General features: G+C 67.6%; 16 protein-coding genes. 1 reads left to right on the forward strand and 15 read right to left on the reverse strand.

Going from position 1 to position 17,709, the window contains the following annotated elements; all coding sequences use genetic code 11:
* Positions 1-446 precede the first annotated feature (446 nt).
* Positions 447-1,412 (forward strand): helix-turn-helix transcriptional regulator, encoded by a 966-nt coding sequence (locus tag Q5064_RS04245; RefSeq protein WP_302962546.1) that lies wholly within the window; start codon positions 447-449, stop codon positions 1,410-1,412.
* Here the strand turns inward: Q5064_RS04245 and polA are convergent.
* The 15 genes from polA to sppA form a co-directional block, all read right to left on the reverse strand.
* Positions 1,409-4,036, reverse strand: coding sequence for a DNA polymerase I (polA, locus tag Q5064_RS04250; RefSeq protein ID WP_302962548.1), 2,628 nt, complete (start codon positions 4,034-4,036; stop codon positions 1,409-1,411). The two genes, Q5064_RS04245 and polA, sit on opposite strands and share 4 nt — an antisense overlap.
* Positions 4,037-4,078: 42 nt before the next feature.
* Entirely contained in the window at positions 4,079-4,753 is a 675-nt protein-coding gene (locus tag Q5064_RS04255) for a winged helix family transcriptional regulator (RefSeq protein ID WP_302962550.1), read from the reverse strand.
* 1 nt (position 4,754) lies between these two features.
* The gene (locus Q5064_RS04260; protein WP_302962552.1) at positions 4,755-6,125 is read right to left on the reverse strand and encodes a glutamine synthetase family protein; all 1,371 of its coding nucleotides are present in this window, start codon (positions 6,123-6,125) and stop codon (positions 4,755-4,757) included.
* Between the two features lie 268 nt (positions 6,126-6,393).
* Positions 6,394-6,876 carry a 50S ribosomal protein L31 gene (gene rpmE, locus Q5064_RS04265; protein ID WP_302962554.1) on the reverse strand — a complete coding sequence of 161 codons (483 nt, stop codon included), beginning with the start codon at positions 6,874-6,876 and terminating at the stop codon, positions 6,394-6,396.
* 316 nt (positions 6,877-7,192) lie between these two features.
* On the reverse strand, positions 7,193-7,573 hold the full coding sequence (locus tag Q5064_RS04270; protein WP_302962556.1) for a desulfoferrodoxin family protein: 381 nt from the start codon (positions 7,571-7,573) through the stop codon (positions 7,193-7,195).
* Positions 7,574-7,766: 193 nt separating this feature from the next.
* Entirely contained in the window at positions 7,767-8,633 is an 867-nt protein-coding gene (gene lgt, locus Q5064_RS04275) for a prolipoprotein diacylglyceryl transferase (protein WP_302962558.1), read from the reverse strand.
* Entirely contained in the window at positions 8,633-8,863 is a 231-nt protein-coding gene (locus tag Q5064_RS04280) for a UDP-N-acetylmuramoylalanyl-D-glutamate--2,6-diaminopimelate ligase (protein WP_302962560.1), read from the reverse strand. The genes lgt and Q5064_RS04280 overlap by 1 nt, the downstream gene beginning before the upstream one ends.
* Positions 8,864-8,987: 124 nt before the next feature.
* On the reverse strand, positions 8,988-9,281 hold the full coding sequence (locus tag Q5064_RS04285) for a hypothetical protein (protein ID WP_302962562.1): 294 nt from the start codon (positions 9,279-9,281) through the stop codon (positions 8,988-8,990).
* 67 nt (positions 9,282-9,348) lie between these two features.
* Entirely contained in the window at positions 9,349-9,579 is a 231-nt protein-coding gene (locus Q5064_RS04290) for a NifU family protein (RefSeq protein ID WP_302962564.1), read from the reverse strand.
* A gap of 109 nt (positions 9,580-9,688) precedes the next feature.
* Positions 9,689-11,200: an LCP family protein gene (locus Q5064_RS04295; protein ID WP_302962566.1), complete on the reverse strand. Its 1,512-nt coding sequence runs from the start codon at positions 11,198-11,200 to the stop codon at positions 9,689-9,691.
* Positions 11,201-11,209: 9 nt separating this feature from the next.
* Positions 11,210-12,487: a UDP-N-acetylglucosamine 1-carboxyvinyltransferase gene (gene murA / locus Q5064_RS04300; RefSeq protein WP_302962568.1), complete on the reverse strand. Its 1,278-nt coding sequence runs from the start codon at positions 12,485-12,487 to the stop codon at positions 11,210-11,212.
* A 134-nt stretch (positions 12,488-12,621) separates the two neighbouring features.
* A complete protein-coding gene (tsf, locus tag Q5064_RS04305) occupies positions 12,622-13,482 on the reverse strand; it encodes a translation elongation factor Ts (RefSeq protein WP_302962570.1) in 861 nt (286 codons plus the stop codon).
* A 31-nt stretch (positions 13,483-13,513) separates the two neighbouring features.
* Positions 13,514-14,338, reverse strand: coding sequence for a 30S ribosomal protein S2 (rpsB, locus tag Q5064_RS04310; RefSeq protein WP_302962572.1), 825 nt, complete (start codon positions 14,336-14,338; stop codon positions 13,514-13,516).
* Between the two features lie 263 nt (positions 14,339-14,601).
* On the reverse strand, positions 14,602-16,623 hold the full coding sequence (locus tag Q5064_RS04315) for a class I tRNA ligase family protein (RefSeq protein ID WP_302962574.1): 2,022 nt from the start codon (positions 16,621-16,623) through the stop codon (positions 14,602-14,604).
* Positions 16,607-17,707, reverse strand: a complete 1,101-nt coding sequence (gene sppA / locus Q5064_RS04320; RefSeq protein WP_302962576.1) for a signal peptide peptidase SppA — start codon at positions 17,705-17,707, stop codon at positions 16,607-16,609. The genes Q5064_RS04315 and sppA overlap by 17 nt, the downstream gene beginning before the upstream one ends.
* Positions 17,708-17,709 lie beyond the last annotated feature (2 nt).

The raw sequence follows: 17,709 nt of genomic DNA on the forward strand, positions 1-17,709 counted from the left end.
GCAGGATGACCTTCTTGAGGTCGCCGATCTCGCTCTTGACGTTTACTCCTTGCATGGGACTCTCCGATCTGGCGCCGCCGGGCGCCTGTCGTGTGCCGGCTGCCGCGGTTTCCCTCCGCGGCCATCGCTTCCTTGGCGATGTTGCATGAGTCCAATGTGCGGGATGCTCAGCTTTTGCGAAAGGTCTAAACCAGGTGTAGCGCCGCGTGTAAGTTGCGCCTATGCAGCGGGCCTTCTCCCTACAACCTCCATAAACCGCAGATCAAATCCATATTTTCTTCGCAACATCCATTGACAGAACGTCAGCTTCTTGAGCACCGTTACCTTCCCGTTGATTATTTTGATCAAAAAAATCGCCCGTCGCAGGACGCCCGCGGGAGCGCGCCGAGTTGGTATATAATGGCCCCGAGGGCACAACGCCTGGGGGCTGGCAGAAGAAGGGATCTATGGGACTTGTCATCTTCTACGAGACGCTTCTGATCATTCTCGTCTCGGTGCTCACCGCCGCGGTCTGCCTCTCCTCGTACCTGGTCACGCGTCGCAAGACCATGTTCTTCGCCTGCGGTGCCTTCCTCTTCTACTTCTTGGACGTGGCATCCATCCTGCAGGACGACTACGCCGCCCGAGCGCTCGGGCCCGACCTCTCCCCCGAGTACCTCTTCTTCCGCTCCATCTACACCCTCGTCACCGGCGCGGGCTTCCTCGGCGCGTTCTGGCTCATGGTTTGCGAGTACATCGGCGAGCGAAGCCGCACGGTGCGCATCGCCCCCATCGCGGTGTTCTGCGTCGCCTCCTTCGTGCTGCTGATCGTCTCCGGCGAGAGCAAGGCGCTGCGCTTCTGCTTCTACAACTGCCGCGCCTGCTTCATGTTCTGGATCCTGCTCTACGGCGGCGTCTACTACCTGAGAACCCGCGACGAGGTGGAGCGCCAGCGCCTCGCCCGCTACCTGCCCCACTGCGTGGCCCTCGCGGCCCTCGGCGCGCTCATGGTCTTCGAGGACGTCATGTTCTTCCTCGTGCTGTCCTGCGACACCGTCACCGTGGGGCCCTTCACGCTCTCGGCCGAGCGTAACTACGCCGAGAACCTGCTTATGCTCATCTGTGCCCTCATGACCTGCCACTTCGCCCTGCGCCAGCTCGACATCCACTCGCACACCTCCCCGGTGGTCGACGACACAAAGCGCTACCATCAGACCGCCGAGGACCTGCTCATGTACGCGCGGCGCCACCAGCTGACGGCCCGCGAGCAGGAGGTGCTCGACTACATCCTGCGCGATCAGGACAACCAGAACATCGCCTCGGCCATGTCGCTCGCGCCCTCTACCGTGAAGGTGCACGTGCACAACATCCTCCAGAAGACCGGGCACGCCAATCGCCAGGAGCTCATCCAGGATTTCTGGAAGACCGTCTAGTGCGCCTCGGCCCAGGTGGGCCCCCAGCTCACATCCACGAGCAGCGGCACGCGCAGGTCGGCCACGTTCTCCATCACCTCGCGCACCATGGCCGAGAGGCGCTCCACCTCGTCGGCGGGCACCGAGAAGTCCAGCTCGTCGTGCACCTGGATCATCAGCTGGGCGCGGAAGCCCTCGGCGAGCAGGCGCCGCTGCACCTCGTTCATGGCCATCTTGATGATGTCGGCCGCCGTGCCCTGCATGGGGTGGTTCATGGCCGTGCGCTCGCCGAAGCCGCGCTGCTGGCCGTTGGAGCTCCTAAGCTCGGGAATGTGGCGCTTGCGGCCGAACATCGTCTCGGCGAAGCCGGTCTCCTTGGCGGCGGCCACCGTCTCGTCCAGATAGGCGCGCACACCCGGGTACACCTCGAAGTAGCGGTCGATCATATCCTTCGCCTCGGCCATGGGAATCTCCAGGGTCTGGGAGAGCCCGAAGGCCTGCTGGCCGTACACGATGCCGAAGTTCACCGCCTTGGCCCGGCTGCGCAGCGCCGGCGTGACGTCGGCGGGGTCAAGCCCGAACACGCGCGCGGCGGTGGAGGTGTGCAGGTCGGCGCCGGAGTTGAAGGCCGCCACCAAATGCTCGTCGGCCGAGAGGTGCGCGAGCAGCCTGAGCTCGATCTGCGAGTAGTCGGCCGACAGGAACAGCTCCCCTTCCCGAAGCGGCGTGAAGCAGCTGCGGATCTGGCGGCCGAAATCGGTGCGCACGGGGATGTTCTGCAGGTTCGGATCGGACGAGGAGAGGCGCCCGGTGGTGGTCACCGTCTCGTTGAACTGGGTGTGCACGCGCCCGTCGGCGGCGCGCATGCGCGGCAGGGCGTCGATATAGGTGTTCTTGATCTTCGAGAACTCGCGGTAGCGCAGGATGAGCTCCGGTAGCGGGTGGATGGCCGAGAGCTCCTTGAGCACCTTCGCGTCGGTGGAGTAGCCGCGCTGGTTCTTCTTCTTGGCCGGCAGCTCGAGCACCTCGAAGAGGATGTGGGCCAGCTGCTTGGGGCTGCTCAGGTTGAACGGCTCGCCGGCCAGCTCGTAGATCTGCGCTGTCAGATCGTCCACTTCCACCTGGGCCTCGGCCCCGAGCTTCTCGAGCAGGGGCACGTCGATGGCCGCGCCCACGCGCTCCATGCAGGCGAGCACGCCCACGAGCGGCAGATCGATTGAGGCGTAGGCGTCCCAGGTCTCGTCGCGGCGTAGGGCCTCCTCCAAAAGCTCCCTCAGCATGCGGGCGGCCGTGGCGTGCACGACGGCGCGCTCGGCGTCGGTCTCGGCGGCCGGCAGGGTGGCGCCGGCGGCCGACTCCATGAGCGAGTCGTAGGTGTAGGCGCTCGTGGACGAGTTCAGCACGTAGCCCGCCAGACCCAGGTCGAAGCCGTCCATGGCGAGCACCTCGGCGTCGGTCACGCGCGCCGGCTCGGCGGTGTCGGCCGGGTACACCCGGTGCACGTCGGCCTTCACGTCCAGGGCGCAGAACGAGCCCGCGCGCACCAGCGAGGCGAACAGGTCGAGGGCCGCCTCGCCCTCGGCGACGACGGACGCCTCGTCGGTCACGAAGGCCGCCGTGGCCCCGTCGTTGAACAGCGACACCTGCTCGGGATCGACGAAGGCCACGCCGACGGTCTCCCCGGCGGCGATGGCGCGCTCGATCTCGGCGGCGCCCTCGTCGCCCCGCAGCTCGGGGGCGAAGGAGAACTCCAGCTCGCGGGAGGGGGGCTCGGCGTCGATGAGCGACAGCACCCGGGCCAAGGGGCTTGCCAGCTGGTACTTGCCGAAGGCCTCCTCCACATCGGCCGCATCGAAAGCCGGGAAGGAGGCGTTCTCCAGATCGAGCGGGAAGTCCAGATCGCGCACGATGGTGGCGATCTCGCGCGAGAGGAAGGCCGTCTCGCGGTTGTTCTCCAAATTCTCCTTCTGCTTGCCCTTCAGCTCGCCGATATGCTCGTAGATGCCCTCGATGGATCCGTAGGCCTGCAACAGCTTCGTGGCGGTCTTCGGGCCGATGCCGGGCACGCCGGGGATGTTGTCGGAGCTGTCGCCCATCAGCCCCAGGTAGTCGATGAACTGGGCGGGGGTCACGCCGTAGCGCTCCTCCACCTCGACCGGGCCGTTCACCGTGATGTCGGTGATGCCCTTCTTGGTGGTGACGATGCGGGTCGCCTCGGTGGCCAGCTGGTAGGCGTCCTTGTCGCCGGTCACGAGCAGCGTCTCGAAGCCGAGCTCCTCGTCGCGAGCGGCGATGGTGCCCAGGATGTCGTCGCCTTCCCAGCCGGGCACCTTCACCACGGGAATGGCCATGGCCTCCAAAAGCTCCTCCATGACGGGGAACTGCACGCGCAGCTCGTTGTCCATGGGCGGGCGCTGGGCCTTGTACTGGGCGAGCGCCTCGATGCGGTGGGTGGGCTTGCCGGCGTCGAAGGCGCACACGATGGCGTCGGGCGAGGCGATCTCGATGAACTTGCACAGCATGGAAAGAAAGCCGAACACGGCGTTGGTGGGGGTGCCGTCCTTGGCGGTCATGGGCGTCTGCACGGCGTGGTAGGCCCGGTGCATGAGCGAGTTGCCGTCTATGACTGCGATCTTCTTCGACATTGAGACTCCTTAGGGCATTGCGTTGAATCGGATGCCGGGCTCCTACATGTTCCACAGATACCCGACGCCGCGCACTGTTTCCAGGCGCTGGGCGAGCTCGGGCCCAAGCTTGGCGCGCACGCGGCGCACGTGCACGTCCACGGTGCGGCTGCCGCCGTAGTAGTCGAAGCCCCACACGCGGCGCAGCAGCGCGTCGCGCGAGTAGGTGCGTCCAGGATGGGTGACGAGGAAGGCCAGAAGCGCGTACTCCAAATACGTAAGATCCACCGGCTCGCCGGCCACCTTCACCTGATAGGTGGCCAGGTTCACCGTCATGTTGTCCACGACGATGTAGTCGGCCGACGACCCCTCGTTGCCCGGCCACAGAAGCTGGCGGATGCGCTGGGTGCACTCGGCCGCCGAGGCGCCGTGCACCACGAAGTCGGCCTTGCAGGACACGGGAAGGCGGAACTCAGCCAGCTGATCCTCGTTCACGATGACGAGCATGGAGCCGGAGCCCTCCTCGGCCAGGGCGGACTCCACCGACGCGAGCGTCCCCAGGTGGTCGCCGCGGGCCTCATAGATGACCAGATCGCGCGCCGGGTGGGCGGCGAGCAGCTTCTTGAACTGCACCGACGAGCCGGCCGCCACGTCCACATCCAGCTTCGAGAGCACCTGCTGGAACTTGTGGGCGTTATCCAGGCTGTCGGCGATGAAGATGACGGTCTTGCGCTGCATGCTACAGCACCGCCAGACCGCGCTCGAGCTCCCAGGGCGTCACGATGCCCTGGTAGGCCTCCCACTCGGCGCGCTTGGCGCGCACCAGGTAGCCGTGGATGTGCTCGCCGAGCACCTCGCGCATGAGCGCGCTTCCCGCGAACAGCTCCACCGCCTCGCCCAGACTCTCGGGCAGCGTGGCGATGCCGCGGGCGCGATGCTCGTGGCGCGTGCAGCCCAAAGGCGCCCCGTCGTCGGCCGGGGGCATGAGCTCAAGCCCCTCCTCGATGCCCGCCAGACCCGCGGCCAGCATGACGGCGAAGGCCAGATAGGGGTTGGCCGCCGGATCGGGGCTGCGCAGCTCCACGCGGCAGGCCGCCTCGCTGCGCGGCCGGTAGCCCGGGATGCGCACGAGGGTGGCGCGGTTGCGCGCGCCCCAGCTGATGCAGGTGGGCGCCTCCCCGCCCGGCTGCAGGCGCTTGTAGGAGTTCACGTACTGGTTCGTGACCAAGGTGTACTCCGGAGCGTACTTCAGAAGGCCGGCGATGTAGCTCTTCGCCGTGGCCGACAGGTTGTAGCCCGACGGGTCGGCCTCGTCGAAGAACACGTTGTTGCCGTCCAGGTCGGTGAGGCTCTGGTGCACGTGCATGCCGTTGCCGGGCGCATCGGCCATGGGCTTGGGCATGAACGAGGCGTACACCCCGTGCTTCATGGCGATTTCCTTCACCACCTGCTTGTAGGTCATCACCGCGTCGGCCATGGAGAGCGCGTCGGCCGAGCGCAGGTCGATCTCATGCTGCGAGGGCCCCTTCTCGTGGTGCGAGTACTCCACGGGAATGCCCATCTTCTCCAGGGTGAGCACCGTGTCGCGGCGCAGGTCGGAGGCCGAGTCGAGCGAGGTGAGGTCGAAGTAGCTGCCCCGGTCGAGCACCTCGGTGCCCTGGGCGTCCTTGAAGTAGAAGTACTCCAGCTCCGGCCCCACCACGAACGCGTAACCCATCTCGGCGGCCCTGCGCACCATGCGGTCGAGCACGGAGCGCGGGTCGCCCTCGTAGGGGGCGCCCTCCGGGGTGCGGATGTCGCAGATCATGCGGGCCACGGCGTTGGCCTGGGGGCGCCACGGCAGCACCTGGAAGGTGGAGGGGTCGGGGAAGGCCAGCATATCGGACTCGCTCACAGCCGAGAAGCCCTCGATGCAGCTGGCGTCGAAGCCCATGCCGTCCTCGAAGGCGCTCTCCAGCTCGCCGGGCACCACCGCGAAGGACTTCATGTTCCCCAGCACGTCGGTGAACCAGAAGCGCACGAAGTGCACGTCCCGGCTCTCGATGGTCTTCAGCACGAAATCTTGCTCGGGGGTGGTTACCACGTCTCGCTCCTCGCTATCGTCGTTCATTCCGCATCATTATAGTTCGCGCCCCGCAGCACCCTCACCCGAATTTACGAGTCTGCAAAAGAAAAGACCCGCGGCGGATGCGGCCCTCCCCCGCGGGGCTGCGGTCGGAGGCGCCGTGCTCAGACAGTCCTCGCTTGGTGGAAATGCCCACAGGGCATTTCCAGTCGCTGCGGAACTCCGCGCGGACCCCCGACCACAGCCCCGCGGCCCCTGAACGCAAAAAGACCCGCCGCGGATGCGGCGGGTCTTCGCATGCGAGAAGCAAGGCCTACTCGGCGGCCTCCACGGCCTCGGCGACCTCGGCCTCGGACAGCTCCACGCCGGGAGCCTCCTCGGTCGTGGCCTCGGCAGCGGCGTCCTCCATGGACTGAACCTCTTCCTCGGCCTCGGCGCGGGCGGCCTCCTCGGCGGCCTTGGCGGCAAAGGCGGCGGCACGCTCGGCCTTAGCAGCGGCCTTGGCCTCGCGCTCGGCCTTCTTGGCGGCCTCGCGCTCGGCGATCTGAGCGGCGCGCTCGGCCTTCTTGGCGGCCTCGCGCTCGGCGACGACGTCCTTGGCGGAGCCGAAGCGGTCAGCGAAGCGCTGCACGCGGCCGCCGGTGTCGATCAGCTTCTGGGTGCCGGTGTAGAAGGGATGGCACGCGTTGCAGATGTCGATCTTCAGCTCGGGCTTCGTGGAGCGGGTGGTGAAGGTGTTGCCGCAGCTGCACTTCACGACGCAGTCCACGTACTCCGGATGAATGTCTTGCTTCATGGGTTCTCCTATCTTCCCTTGGTTTCCGACCAAGGATTCCGAATGTGGCTTGGTTTCCGACCAAGCCAGAGACAAGCTTGTCTATATTAGCACCCCTTCGGCGCGATGCAAGAGAAAAGACCCGCGCTACACGGGTCTTTCAAGATTAGTCGGGGAATGGCCCCAAGCAAAGCAAAGTAGGCCGCGGCCAGGAGGTGAGGGTCCGCGCGCAGTTCCGCAGCGAACGGGACAGTCCTGTGGACTGTCCCGCCGAGCGAGGACTGTCTGAGCACGGCGCCCTTGCCTCCTGGCCGCGGCCGGACAGGTTGACTCGGCCCTACAGCTCGGTCACCCACAGGCCGTGCAGGTTGCAGTGCTCGTAAACGCGCAGCGGCTTCTCGCCGGCGGGCACCACGAACTCGGCATGGGGGGCATCGGCCGGTGTGAGGGGCTTGATCTGGTAGCCCTTATCGGTCACCAGGCAGATGAACTGGATCCAGTGCTCCTCGGTCATGGGGTGGTCCACGCTGCCCACGTTCACGACCACCTTGTCGCCGGCCACCTCGACGGCGGGCACGTGCTTCTCGAGCGCGGCGTCCTGGGAGTCGGCCACCAGCTCCACCATCTTCTCGCCGCAGCACACCAGGGGCACCCCGGCGTCGAACACCTTCACGGCGATGTTGCCGCAGTGCATGCACTTGTAGAACTTCACGTCCATATCGCACCTCGCATCTCTAGTTGTCGTTCTCGCGAAAGCCGCGGCGCCCGGCGGGCTATTCCACAGCCGTCAACCATTGTACGGGAAGGCGCGGGCGGACCTTCAAGGGCCACATAATCGACAACGGGACGTAACGAAGCTACGTCCCGCGCACGAAGGTAATGTGAGGGGCGCCGCCGAGGGGCGCAGACCCCTAGGAGAGGCCCGCGGGGGGCTCGGGCGCGCTGGCATCCGCAGCGGCCCCGCGGCGCGGCCCCTGTTGGGGAAGCTGCCGCCGCCATGCCCACACGAGCACCGCCACGCCGGCCACCACGAGCGGCGCCGAGAGCACCTGGCCCATGGTGAGCCAGCCGCCCCACAAGTAGCCGAGCTGCGCATCCGGCTCGCGCACGAACTCGATGAGGAAGCGGAACACGCCGTAGAGCACGAGGAACGCGCCGACGAAGGTGCCGCGGGGGCGCGGGGGCACGCGCCGCGAGAGGGCGTAGAGCACGCAGAAGATGACGAGGCCCTCGAGCACGGCCTCGTAGAGCTGGCTCGGGTGGCGCGGCATCGTGCCGGCCGCCCCGCCGAACACCACCCCGACGGGCCAGTCGGTGGGCGCGCCCCACAGCTCGCCGTTCACGAAGTTGGCGCAGCGTCCGAAGAACAGCCCGAGCGGCGCGCCGATCGATCCCAGATCGGCCAGGGTGAGAAACGGGATGCGCGTGAGCTTCGCCGCCACCGCGCCGCCGATAAGCAGGCCCACAAGCCCCCCGTGGAAGCTCATGCCGCCCTGGTTGAAGGCGAGCACCTCCAGCGGGTGGGCGAGGTAGTAGCCGTCGCCGTAGAAGAGCACGTAACCCACGCGCGCGCCGAGCACCACGCCGATGATGGCGCACACCATGAGGGTGAGCAGGTCGTCCTCGCTCACGCCGAGCCGCCAGCGCCGCGCGACGCGGTAGATGATGAGGGCCGCGAGCGCGAACCCGAGCACGTAGGCCAGGCCGTACCAGCGCACGACGAGCGGCCCCAGCGAGAACGCGACGGGATCGAGGTTCTGGTAGATTTCGTTCAACATTACAGATTCCCCTCGTGGGCGCCCATGCCGGCGCCCAACTCGATAGCGGCGAACTGGACCTCCTCGCGCAGCGCGGAGGGAATGGGCTGCATGGCCGAGATGCGGGCGGCGCATCGGGGGCACGTGAGCGTGAACAGCGCCAAATCGGGGCGCAGCACCATCATGGAATCGTAGGCGCGCACATCCACATCGGACGCGCCGCATGCCGGACAGGTCAGGGTCGTTCTCACCGCGCACACCGCCTTTCCCTCTGCTCGCGCCGGTCTTTTCGCCCATTGTAGCAGAGCCGACGGCGACAGGTGCGATCGCGCGGGCGCGCAAGCCGACCGTTACCAGCCCCGGGCCGTCCCTCCCCTACAGGATGAAGCGGTTGCGCCCGCTGAACTTCTCGCGGCCGTTCGGCGCGTTCGGATCCACATCGGGCCCGTTCACGAGGAAGTGCTCGCAGAACCGGCACACCTGCTTCACGGCGGCCTCGTAGTCGCGCTCGGGGTTCAGAAGCACGCCGAAGTCCTCGCACACCACATGGGTCGGCCGATGGCAGGCGGCGTAGTGGCAGTCGGCCGGGCACGGCTCGCCGGGCACGTTGTGCGGGCAGCGGCCCTGCATCTCATCGTCGCATCCGCGACGGCTCCAACATCCTTCCATTCGCCAGCCTCTCTCGCAAAAAAGCGGGCCCCGCAGAGCCCGCTCGCCTTCTCGTTGCCGCGTCCGCCTACGGGGCGGGAACCACGCTCGTCACGCCGGGCACGCGCTCCTTCAGGATGCGCTCCACGCCGTTGGCCAGCGTCATCTGGGACATGGGGCAGCCCTTGCAGGCGCCCTGCAGCTCCACGGTGACCACGCCGTCCTCGGACACGTCCACCAGCTGCACGTCGCCGCCGTCGGCCTGCAGGCTCGGGCGGATCAGCTCCAGCACGGCCGCCACATCGGACTTCTCAACCATAGCACACTCCCTTTCAAAGAGGCTCTTCCGTTATGGCGCCATCATAGCACAGCGCCGCCGCGCGGCCGCCCCCTTCACCAAATCCGTCGGGAAAGCGCGCGGGGGTCCCCTACCCGATCCAGTCCTGGCCGATGATGACGAGGATGTCGGTGTCGAAGGTGTAGAAGTCGCCGCCGTTGACCACGCGCCCGGCCGACAGATCGGCCACCGCCGCCTTCGCGGCCACCTCGAAGGCGGCGTCCTTGTAGATGACCATGGTCTCCGGGTAGGTCGCCCCGTCGTCCACGTTGCCCACCGAGGCCACCTGGTAGCCGTCGGACACGAGAAGCTCGCCGCAGCGGGCGGCGGCGCCCTGGATGCCGCTTCCGTTGCGCACCTCCACCGTCACCAGGCTGCGGTCCACGTTGGCCACATTGCCCGCGGCGCTCTCGGGGGCGTTTCCGGCGCGCACGGCCTCCATCATGGCGGCCAGGTCGTCCTCGGACACCTCGTAGGTGCGGCCCCCGTCCTCGGACGCCACCGCCCGCCCGGGCACCACCGTGGCGTACACCGTCACCTCGTCGAGGGGGTGGAGCACATCCCCGAGGGCGATGATCTGGCTGCTCGACCAGTCGGTGCTCACGGCCGGGGCGCCGTCGGCCACCACGCTCGGGAAGCTCAGGCCCTCCCCCGAGCTCGCGCGCTCGGCGAGGTTCACCGTGAACAGCGCCCGCATCTTGGCCTGGGTGAGGTAGGGGTCGGTGTAGTTCGCGGCCCGCAGCAGCGTGACGGCGGCCGACCCGTCGAGGGTCGTCTGACCGGCCTTGAGCACCTGGATGCCCGCCCGCGGATCGTCCACCTCCTGGTCGAGCTCGACGGCCACGCCGCCCACGATGTCCACGAGCCGCTCGAGCCCCTCGGCATCGGTGTGCGCGAAGTGCGCGATGTCGACCCCCAGAAGACCGCTCACCGCGCGGATGAGCTCGGCGTCGCCGCCCACCGAGCGCGCCTCGGAGAGGGGGTGCCGCGCCCCGTCGGACAGCTCGACCGACACGGTGGCCGGAACCGAGACGAAGGTGAGGGTGTGGGACGACTCGTCGATGCGCACGGCCAGGTACGCCTCGCCCTCGGCGGCCAGGGCCGGGGTGGCCGAGCCCAAGCTCGCCGTGCACAGGGCGAAGTACGGCTCGCCCTCGGCGGGGGCCACGAGGGCCTCCTCGGCGTTGGAGTCGCCGAGTGAGAGCTGGGAGTCGGACAAGGCGAAGAACGCCCACACGCCCGCGATGACGGCCACGGCCACCACGGCCACGGCCACCACGGCCAAGGTGGCCACGCTGCGCCGGCGCGAGCGGGCCTGGATCTCCTCCACATAGCCGCGGCGGTTGCGGCGGCGGGCGAAATCGGCGTCGCTCTCGCCGCTCGTCGCCTGGACGTCGACCTGGTCGACGATGCCCCGCGTCGCTCGCCTCGAGCGCCGGCCGTCCGAGAAGTCGACCCGGCTCGTTCCCGTCGGGTCGTCGCCGTGCCGCCCGTGGCGGCCGGGCCGACGCTCCACATGGGAGCCGATCACCGAGTCGTTCACCCGACGCGAGGTGCGGCGGGTCTGGGAGGCGGAGAGCCCCTTCTTGCTGTGCATCGCCATGGCGGCCGCCTAGGCTTCGCCGGCGGGCACGCGGCGGATGTCCGCGCCGAGGGAGGCGAGCTTACCCGCGTAGTCCTCGTAGCCGCGGTCGATGTGCTCCAGGTGGTGCACGCTCGTCTCCCCGTCGGCCACGATGCCGGCGAGCACCAAGGCCGCGCCGGCGCGCAGGTCGGTGGAGGACACCGGGGCGCCCTCCAGCTCCGCCACGCCGCGCACGATGGCGTGGTGGTCGTCGAGCGTGATGTCGGCCCCCATGCGCATGAGCTCGGCGGCGAACATGAAGCGGTTCTCGAACACGTTCTCGGTGATGACCGATACGTCGTCGGCAAGGGCCGCCAGCAGCATGAACTGCGCCTGCAGGTCGGTGGGGAAGCCCGGATGGGGCAGCGTCTGGATGTCCACCGACACCAACGGCTCGGTGCGGCTCACGCGCACCCAGTCCTCGCCGCATTCCACCTCGCAGCCCATGGCCCGCAGCTTCATGATGGCCATGCGGAGAAACGCCGGGTCAATCCCGTGCACGGTGACCGGGCCGCCGGTGAGCGCGCCGCCCACGAGGAAGGTGCCCGCCTCGATGCGGTCGCCCACGCAGGTGTGGTCGCAGGGGTGCAGCGCCGAGAACGGCACGCCCTCGATCTCGATGAGCGAGGTGCCGGCACCCGACACCTTCGCGCCCATGGCGTTGAGCATGTTCGCCAGATCCTCGATCTCCGGCTCGCACGCGGCGTTCTCGATAGCCGTGTGACCCTCGGCGGTCACGGCGGCCATGAGCATGTTCTCGGTGGCGCCCACCGACGGGAACTCCAGATACACATGGGCGCCGCGCAGCCCGTCGGGCGTGCTGGCGTGCAGCACGCCGTGATCCACGTCGAAGTGCACGCCCAAAGCCTCGAGCCCCACCAGGTGCATGTCGATCTTGCGGGCGCCGATCTGGCAGCCGCCGGGCATGGCCACCCGCGCCTCGCCGAAGCGCCCGATGAGGGGCCCGAGCACGGAAATGGAGGCGCGCATCTTCGAGACGAGCTCGTAGGGGGTCTCGCAGGAATCCACCGGCGCCGTGTCGATGGTGAGCGTGTGGCCGTCGCGGGTGACCGTGGCGCCCAGGCGCTTGAGCACCTCCCCCATGATCTCGATGTCCGAGATGACCGGGATGTTGTGCAGGATGGTGGTTCCCTGACCAAGCAGGCTGGCGGCCATGAGCTTGAGCGCGGAGTTCTTGGCGCCGGAGACGGTCACGTCGCCGGAAAGGGCATGGTTGCCCCGAACGATGATGACTTCCTGGTTCATTTCTAGTCCTTTTGCCGGGGCGCCGAAGCGCCCGCAAGTCATGTCGCAAGTTCCTCTAAGTTGCACCATTATAGAAAAAAGGCCGCGCGCAGGCACGGCCTTTCAGGTATCGGAATAAAAACTCCAGCGATGGGCTACTCACCCAGGGCGAAGCGCACGAAGCCGGTGATCTTGATGGAACCGCCCAGCTCCTTGGCGCACTCGTCGGCGTAGGCGGACACCGTGAGGTCGGGGTTCTTCACGAAGTCCTGCTCGGCGAGGCAGTTCTCCTTGTAGAACTTGTCCATGCGGCCGAGCGCGATCTTCTCCTGGATGGCCTCGGGCTTGCCGGACTCGGCGGCCTGGGCCTTGTAGATCTCCATCTCGTGGGCGGCCACGTCGGCGGGCACGTCCTCGCGGGTGGCGGACACCGGGTTCAGGGCAGCCACCTGCATGGCGATGTCGCGACCGCACTTCTGGAAGCCCTCGGAAGCCGGATCGATGCCCTCGACGGCAAACGTCACGAGCACGCCGATCTTGCCGCCGCCGTGGATGTAGGCGGCCACGGCCGGAGCCTCCACCACGGCCACGCGGGCCAGCTGAGCGTTCTCGCCCATCACGTGGATGCAGTCGGTCACGACGGCCTCGACGGTCTCGCCGTCGATCTCGGCAGCCTTCAGCGCCTCCACGTCGGCCGGCTTCGCGGCCAGAGCGGCCTTGGCGATCTTCTCGGCGTAGGCCTTGAACTTCTCGTTCATGCCCACGAAGTCGGTCTCGCAGTTCAGCTCAACGACGGCGCCGGTGGTGCAGGCGTCGTCCACGATGGCCATGACGGTGCCCTCGTTGGTGGCACGGCCGGCCTTCTTGGCCACGGCGGCCAGACCGCGGGTGCGCAGCACGTCGACGGCCTTCTCCATGTCGCCCTCGGCCTCGGCCAGGGCCTTCTTGCACTCCATCATGCCCGCGCCGGTCATCTCGCGGAGCTCCTTCACCATGGAAGCGGTGATATCAGCCATGAATTCCTCCTTAGGGAATGGGAGAGTTTGCTTACTCGGAAACGGCGTCGGCCACCACGTCGGCGGCAACCTCGGCGCCCGCGCCCTCGGCCACATCGGCAGCGGCCTCAACGGCCACCTCGGCCACGGCGTCGGCGGCAGCGGCCTCGCCGGCCATCTCGGCGGCGGTCACATCGGCGCCGGTGCCGGCGATCACGGCGTCGGCCATGAAGTCGGCGAGCAGGCGCACGGAGCGGATGGCGTCGTCGTTGGCCGGGATGCCGTAGTCCACGTCATCGGGGTCGCAGTTGGTGTCCAGGGTACCCACCACGGGGATGTTCAGGCGATGGGCCTCGTGCAGGGCGATGCCCTCGCGGTTGGTGTCGATCACGAAGATGGCGTCGGGCACCTTCTTCATGTTGCGGATGCCGTTGAGGTTGGTCTGCAGCTTGGCGAGCTCCTTGTGCAGCAGGATCTGCTCCTTCTTGGGCAGCAGCGCCATGCGGCCGTCGGCGTCCATGGCCTCCAGCTCCTCCATGCGGCGCACACGGGTGCGGATGGTGGCGAAGTTGGTGAGCATGCCGCCGAGCCAGCGGGCGTTCACGTAGGGCATGCCGCAGCGGTTGGCGGCCTCGGACACGGCCTCCTGGGCCTGCTTCTTGGTGCCCACGAACAGCACCGTGCCGCCCTTGCGGGTCAGGTTGCTCACGAAGGTGTAGGCGGAATCGAGCCCGTAGAGGGTCTGCTTCAGGTCGATGATGTAGATATCCCCGCGGCTGCCGAAGATATACGGCTTCATCTTGGGGTTCCAGCGGCGGGTCTGATGCCCGAAATGCGCGCCGGCATCGAGCAGCGTGGTAATGCTGACTTTCGTCATGTTCACTCCATTCGTTAGTCCTCTGCCCGAGGTCATCCCAGCGTACCGCAGCCTTTTTCCGGTGGCCACTCGCGGTGCCGGTCGCCCGAGCATGTGTGATAGTTGCCGCTGCATCTTACGACCCTCGCAGACACAGCCTGTCTAAAATAGCACAATCCCCCGCAAGTGCAAGGGATTGCGCAAAGAAAGCGGGAAACACGGGCTACCGTACAAGCGGGCCGCCCTCAAATGGCGTGCCGCGACACGGCCAGCCGAAGAGTCCCCTACTTGTACTGGCTCTCGTGCTTGCGGAAGAAGTCGAAGCGCGGGGGCAGCTCGTGGACGCGGTGGACGCCGGCGTCGATCTCGATGGCCGGGCACAGCTCGTCGTTAGAGTCGAAGTCGTAGTTCCAGCTGAAGAAGTCGGCGAAGTCGAAGCTCAGGTAGTCGCAGATCTTCTCGCAGCCCGCCGGCACGATGGGGTGCATGAGCAGGCAGGCCACGCGCAGCAGGTAGAACGAGTCGGCGAGCACCTGGCGGCGCGCCGCGTCGTCATCGGCGACCTCGGCCGCCTTGATGCCATCGGCCCACCACTTGTTCGCCCAGCGGATGAACTCGTCGCACACCGACATCACGCGGTGCAGCTCCACCTTGTGCATGCGCTCCTCGTAATCGCGCAACGCCTCGAAGGCCCGACGGCGCACCTCGGGCGTCACGGCTCCCAGGGGCATGCAGCCGTCGAAGTTCTTGCCGGCCTCGTAGAAGCAGCTGCGGGCCAGGCGGTTGAACACGTTGGTGAGCAGCGCGCCCTCCTTGAGCACCGGGTCGGCCACGCGCGGGTCGTCGCGCTTGGCCGGGTCAGGGTCGAAGGGCTTCGGCGAGAAGCCGACCGATTTCTGATCGAGCCCGAGGGCCAAGAAGTGCGCGCGCAGCTGCTCGGGGGTGTAGTGCTCCAGCAGCTGCTCGCCGGTGGGCGGCTTCACCGCACCCGACGAGGAGGCCTTCTTCTTGCCGAACAGCATATGGTGGTTGGCGATGAGCGTGGTCTGGCGCATCTGCGAGTCGGGGCCCTCCTCGAACAGGCCGCCCGGGCGCAGCGCCTCCCACAAGGCCGGCTGGGCCACACCGTAGAAGTACAGGTTGTCCTGGCCGATGAACTGGTACACGCGCGCATCGTCGGAGCACCAGAAGTCGCGCCAGCTCGTGCGCGGCAGCCCCCGCTCGTCGTTCACCGTGATGGTGAACGAGATGGGCGCCCAGAGAGACTCGGGCCAGCACCACACGGTGAGCCCCTCCACGTCGTCGATCACCGGGGCGCGCACGCCCCACTCGATGTTTCCGGTGATGCGGAAGGGCACGAGGGTCTTGGAGGTACGGAACCGAATGCCGGCGGCGGCCAGGGCCGCGCGGGCCTCGTCGCGCTCGCCGATGGTGGCGAACTCGATCTCGAAGGACTGCTTGCCCTTCTCGGCGTCGCGATACGTATGGGGCGGCAGCGTGGCGGCCAGGGCCTCATAATCGGCCGCGTGCTCGTTCTTCACGAAGATGACCGGGGGCGCCAGAAACTCGTCGATGGCCTTCACCACCACGGGGCGCACCTCGGGATCGGCCTTCAGCTGCTCCACGTAGTCCTTGAGGAAGCCCTCGAAGCCGGGCAGATCGAAGTACCAGTTCTCCACCGGGCGCATCTCGGGCGTGGCGCCCGTGAGCGTGGACACCGGCGCGATGAGGTCGGCCGGCGCGTACTGGTGGCCTAAATCGCACTCGTCGGCGTAGGCGTGCTCGGACTTGCAGCCCTGCACGGGACAGCGCCCCTGCACCTGGCGGCCGTTCAGGAAGGTGGCCGCCTCGGCGTCGTAGAACTGCAGGGTGGAATCGAGCTTCAAATGCCCGCTCTCGTGCAGACGCTCGATGAACTGGTCGGTGATCACCTGGTGCACGTCGCCCGCGTGCCCGATGCCGCTGCCCTCGTAGATGTCCAGGCTCACCTGGAACGCCTCGAGCGTGGCCTTCTGGCGCTCGTGGTTCGCGAGCACGTAGTCGGCGATGGTGCCCGAGAACTCGCCGGCCTCCACGAGCTTGCGGTATCCCTCGTTGATGGGGCTGCCGAAGCAGTCGGTGCCCGAGACGAAGCGCACGTTCTCGGCGCCGATGCGGTCGCGCAAAAAGCGGGCGAAGGCGTCGGCCGGCACGAACACGCCGCCGATGTGCCCGAAGTGCAGGGGCTTGTTGCCGTAGGGCATGCCCGCCGTCACCACGGCGCGGGCCGGCCACGTCACCCGGGGTCTGCTATTCAAGTCCGCCACGGTTCTCCAACTCCTTCAGGGCCTGGGTCAACTCGTCCTCCCTCGTCTCGCCCATGATATCCAGCAGGCGCGACAGATCGCTCGTGGACGACTGCATGTACACGGTATCCGCATCGGGAACGCCCGCCAGCTCGCAGGCCTTCGCCACGGCCATCTCCAAGGTGCCGATCTCGTCCACCAGGCCGTTCTCCACCCCGTCGATGCCGGTGAAGGTGAGCCCCGTGGCCAAAGCGCGCACCTCGTCCTCGGTCATGCCGCGCCCCTCGGCCACCGTCTTGATGAACACGTCGTTGATCTGGTCCACCTGGGCCTGGAAGTAGGCGCGCTCCTCCTCGGTGAGGGGGCGGGTGCCCTGGCTCGAGTCCTTCGAGTCGGCCGAGGTGATGTTGTCCACCGAGATGCCGAGCTTCTCGTAGAGGCCCGACAGGTCGGTCACCTGCATGATGACGCCGATGGAGCCCACCGCCGAGGTCTGCGCGGCGAAGATGTAGTCGGCCTGGGAGGAGATCATGTAGGCGGCGCTCGCGTCCATGGAGGCGCAGGACACCACCACGGGCTTGGGGAAGTCGCGCACATACCGGCTCATCTCCTCGCCGGCCGTGGCCACCCCTCCCCCGGAATCGACCCGCAGCACCACGGCCTTGATATGCGGGTTCGCCGCGGCGGCATCCAGCTGGGCGGCCAGGCCCTCGGGGCTCGACGTGGTGCCGTCGTACTGGATGGTGCCGTCGATGTTGATGATGCCCACGGTATCGCCCGTGACCGTATCGGCCCACGAGGGCGACTCGTAGGAGAACGCGCCCATGGAGGAAGTCATCACCGCCGTGCACGAGGTGATGGATGCCACGCCCAGGATGAAGAACGCGAGCACGGCGGCAAGGCCCACGATCCAGCCGCGCCGCTTGGGCGCCGGCACCGGGGCCGTCGGGGCCGCGTAGGTCGGCTGCGGTGTCGCGTAGGCGGCCTGGGTCGGGGGCTGGGCGGTGTACCCGGCGGGCGCGCCGACGCCGGCCGAGGGCTGCGGCTGGCCCTGGGGCTGCCCGGTGCCCCAGGCGCTGTTCTGCCACTGGTTCTGATCGGTCATGG

Source organism: uncultured Adlercreutzia sp. (genome assembly GCF_958431955.1).
In the GTDB taxonomy this organism is placed as follows: domain Bacteria; phylum Actinomycetota; class Coriobacteriia; order Coriobacteriales; family Eggerthellaceae; genus Adlercreutzia.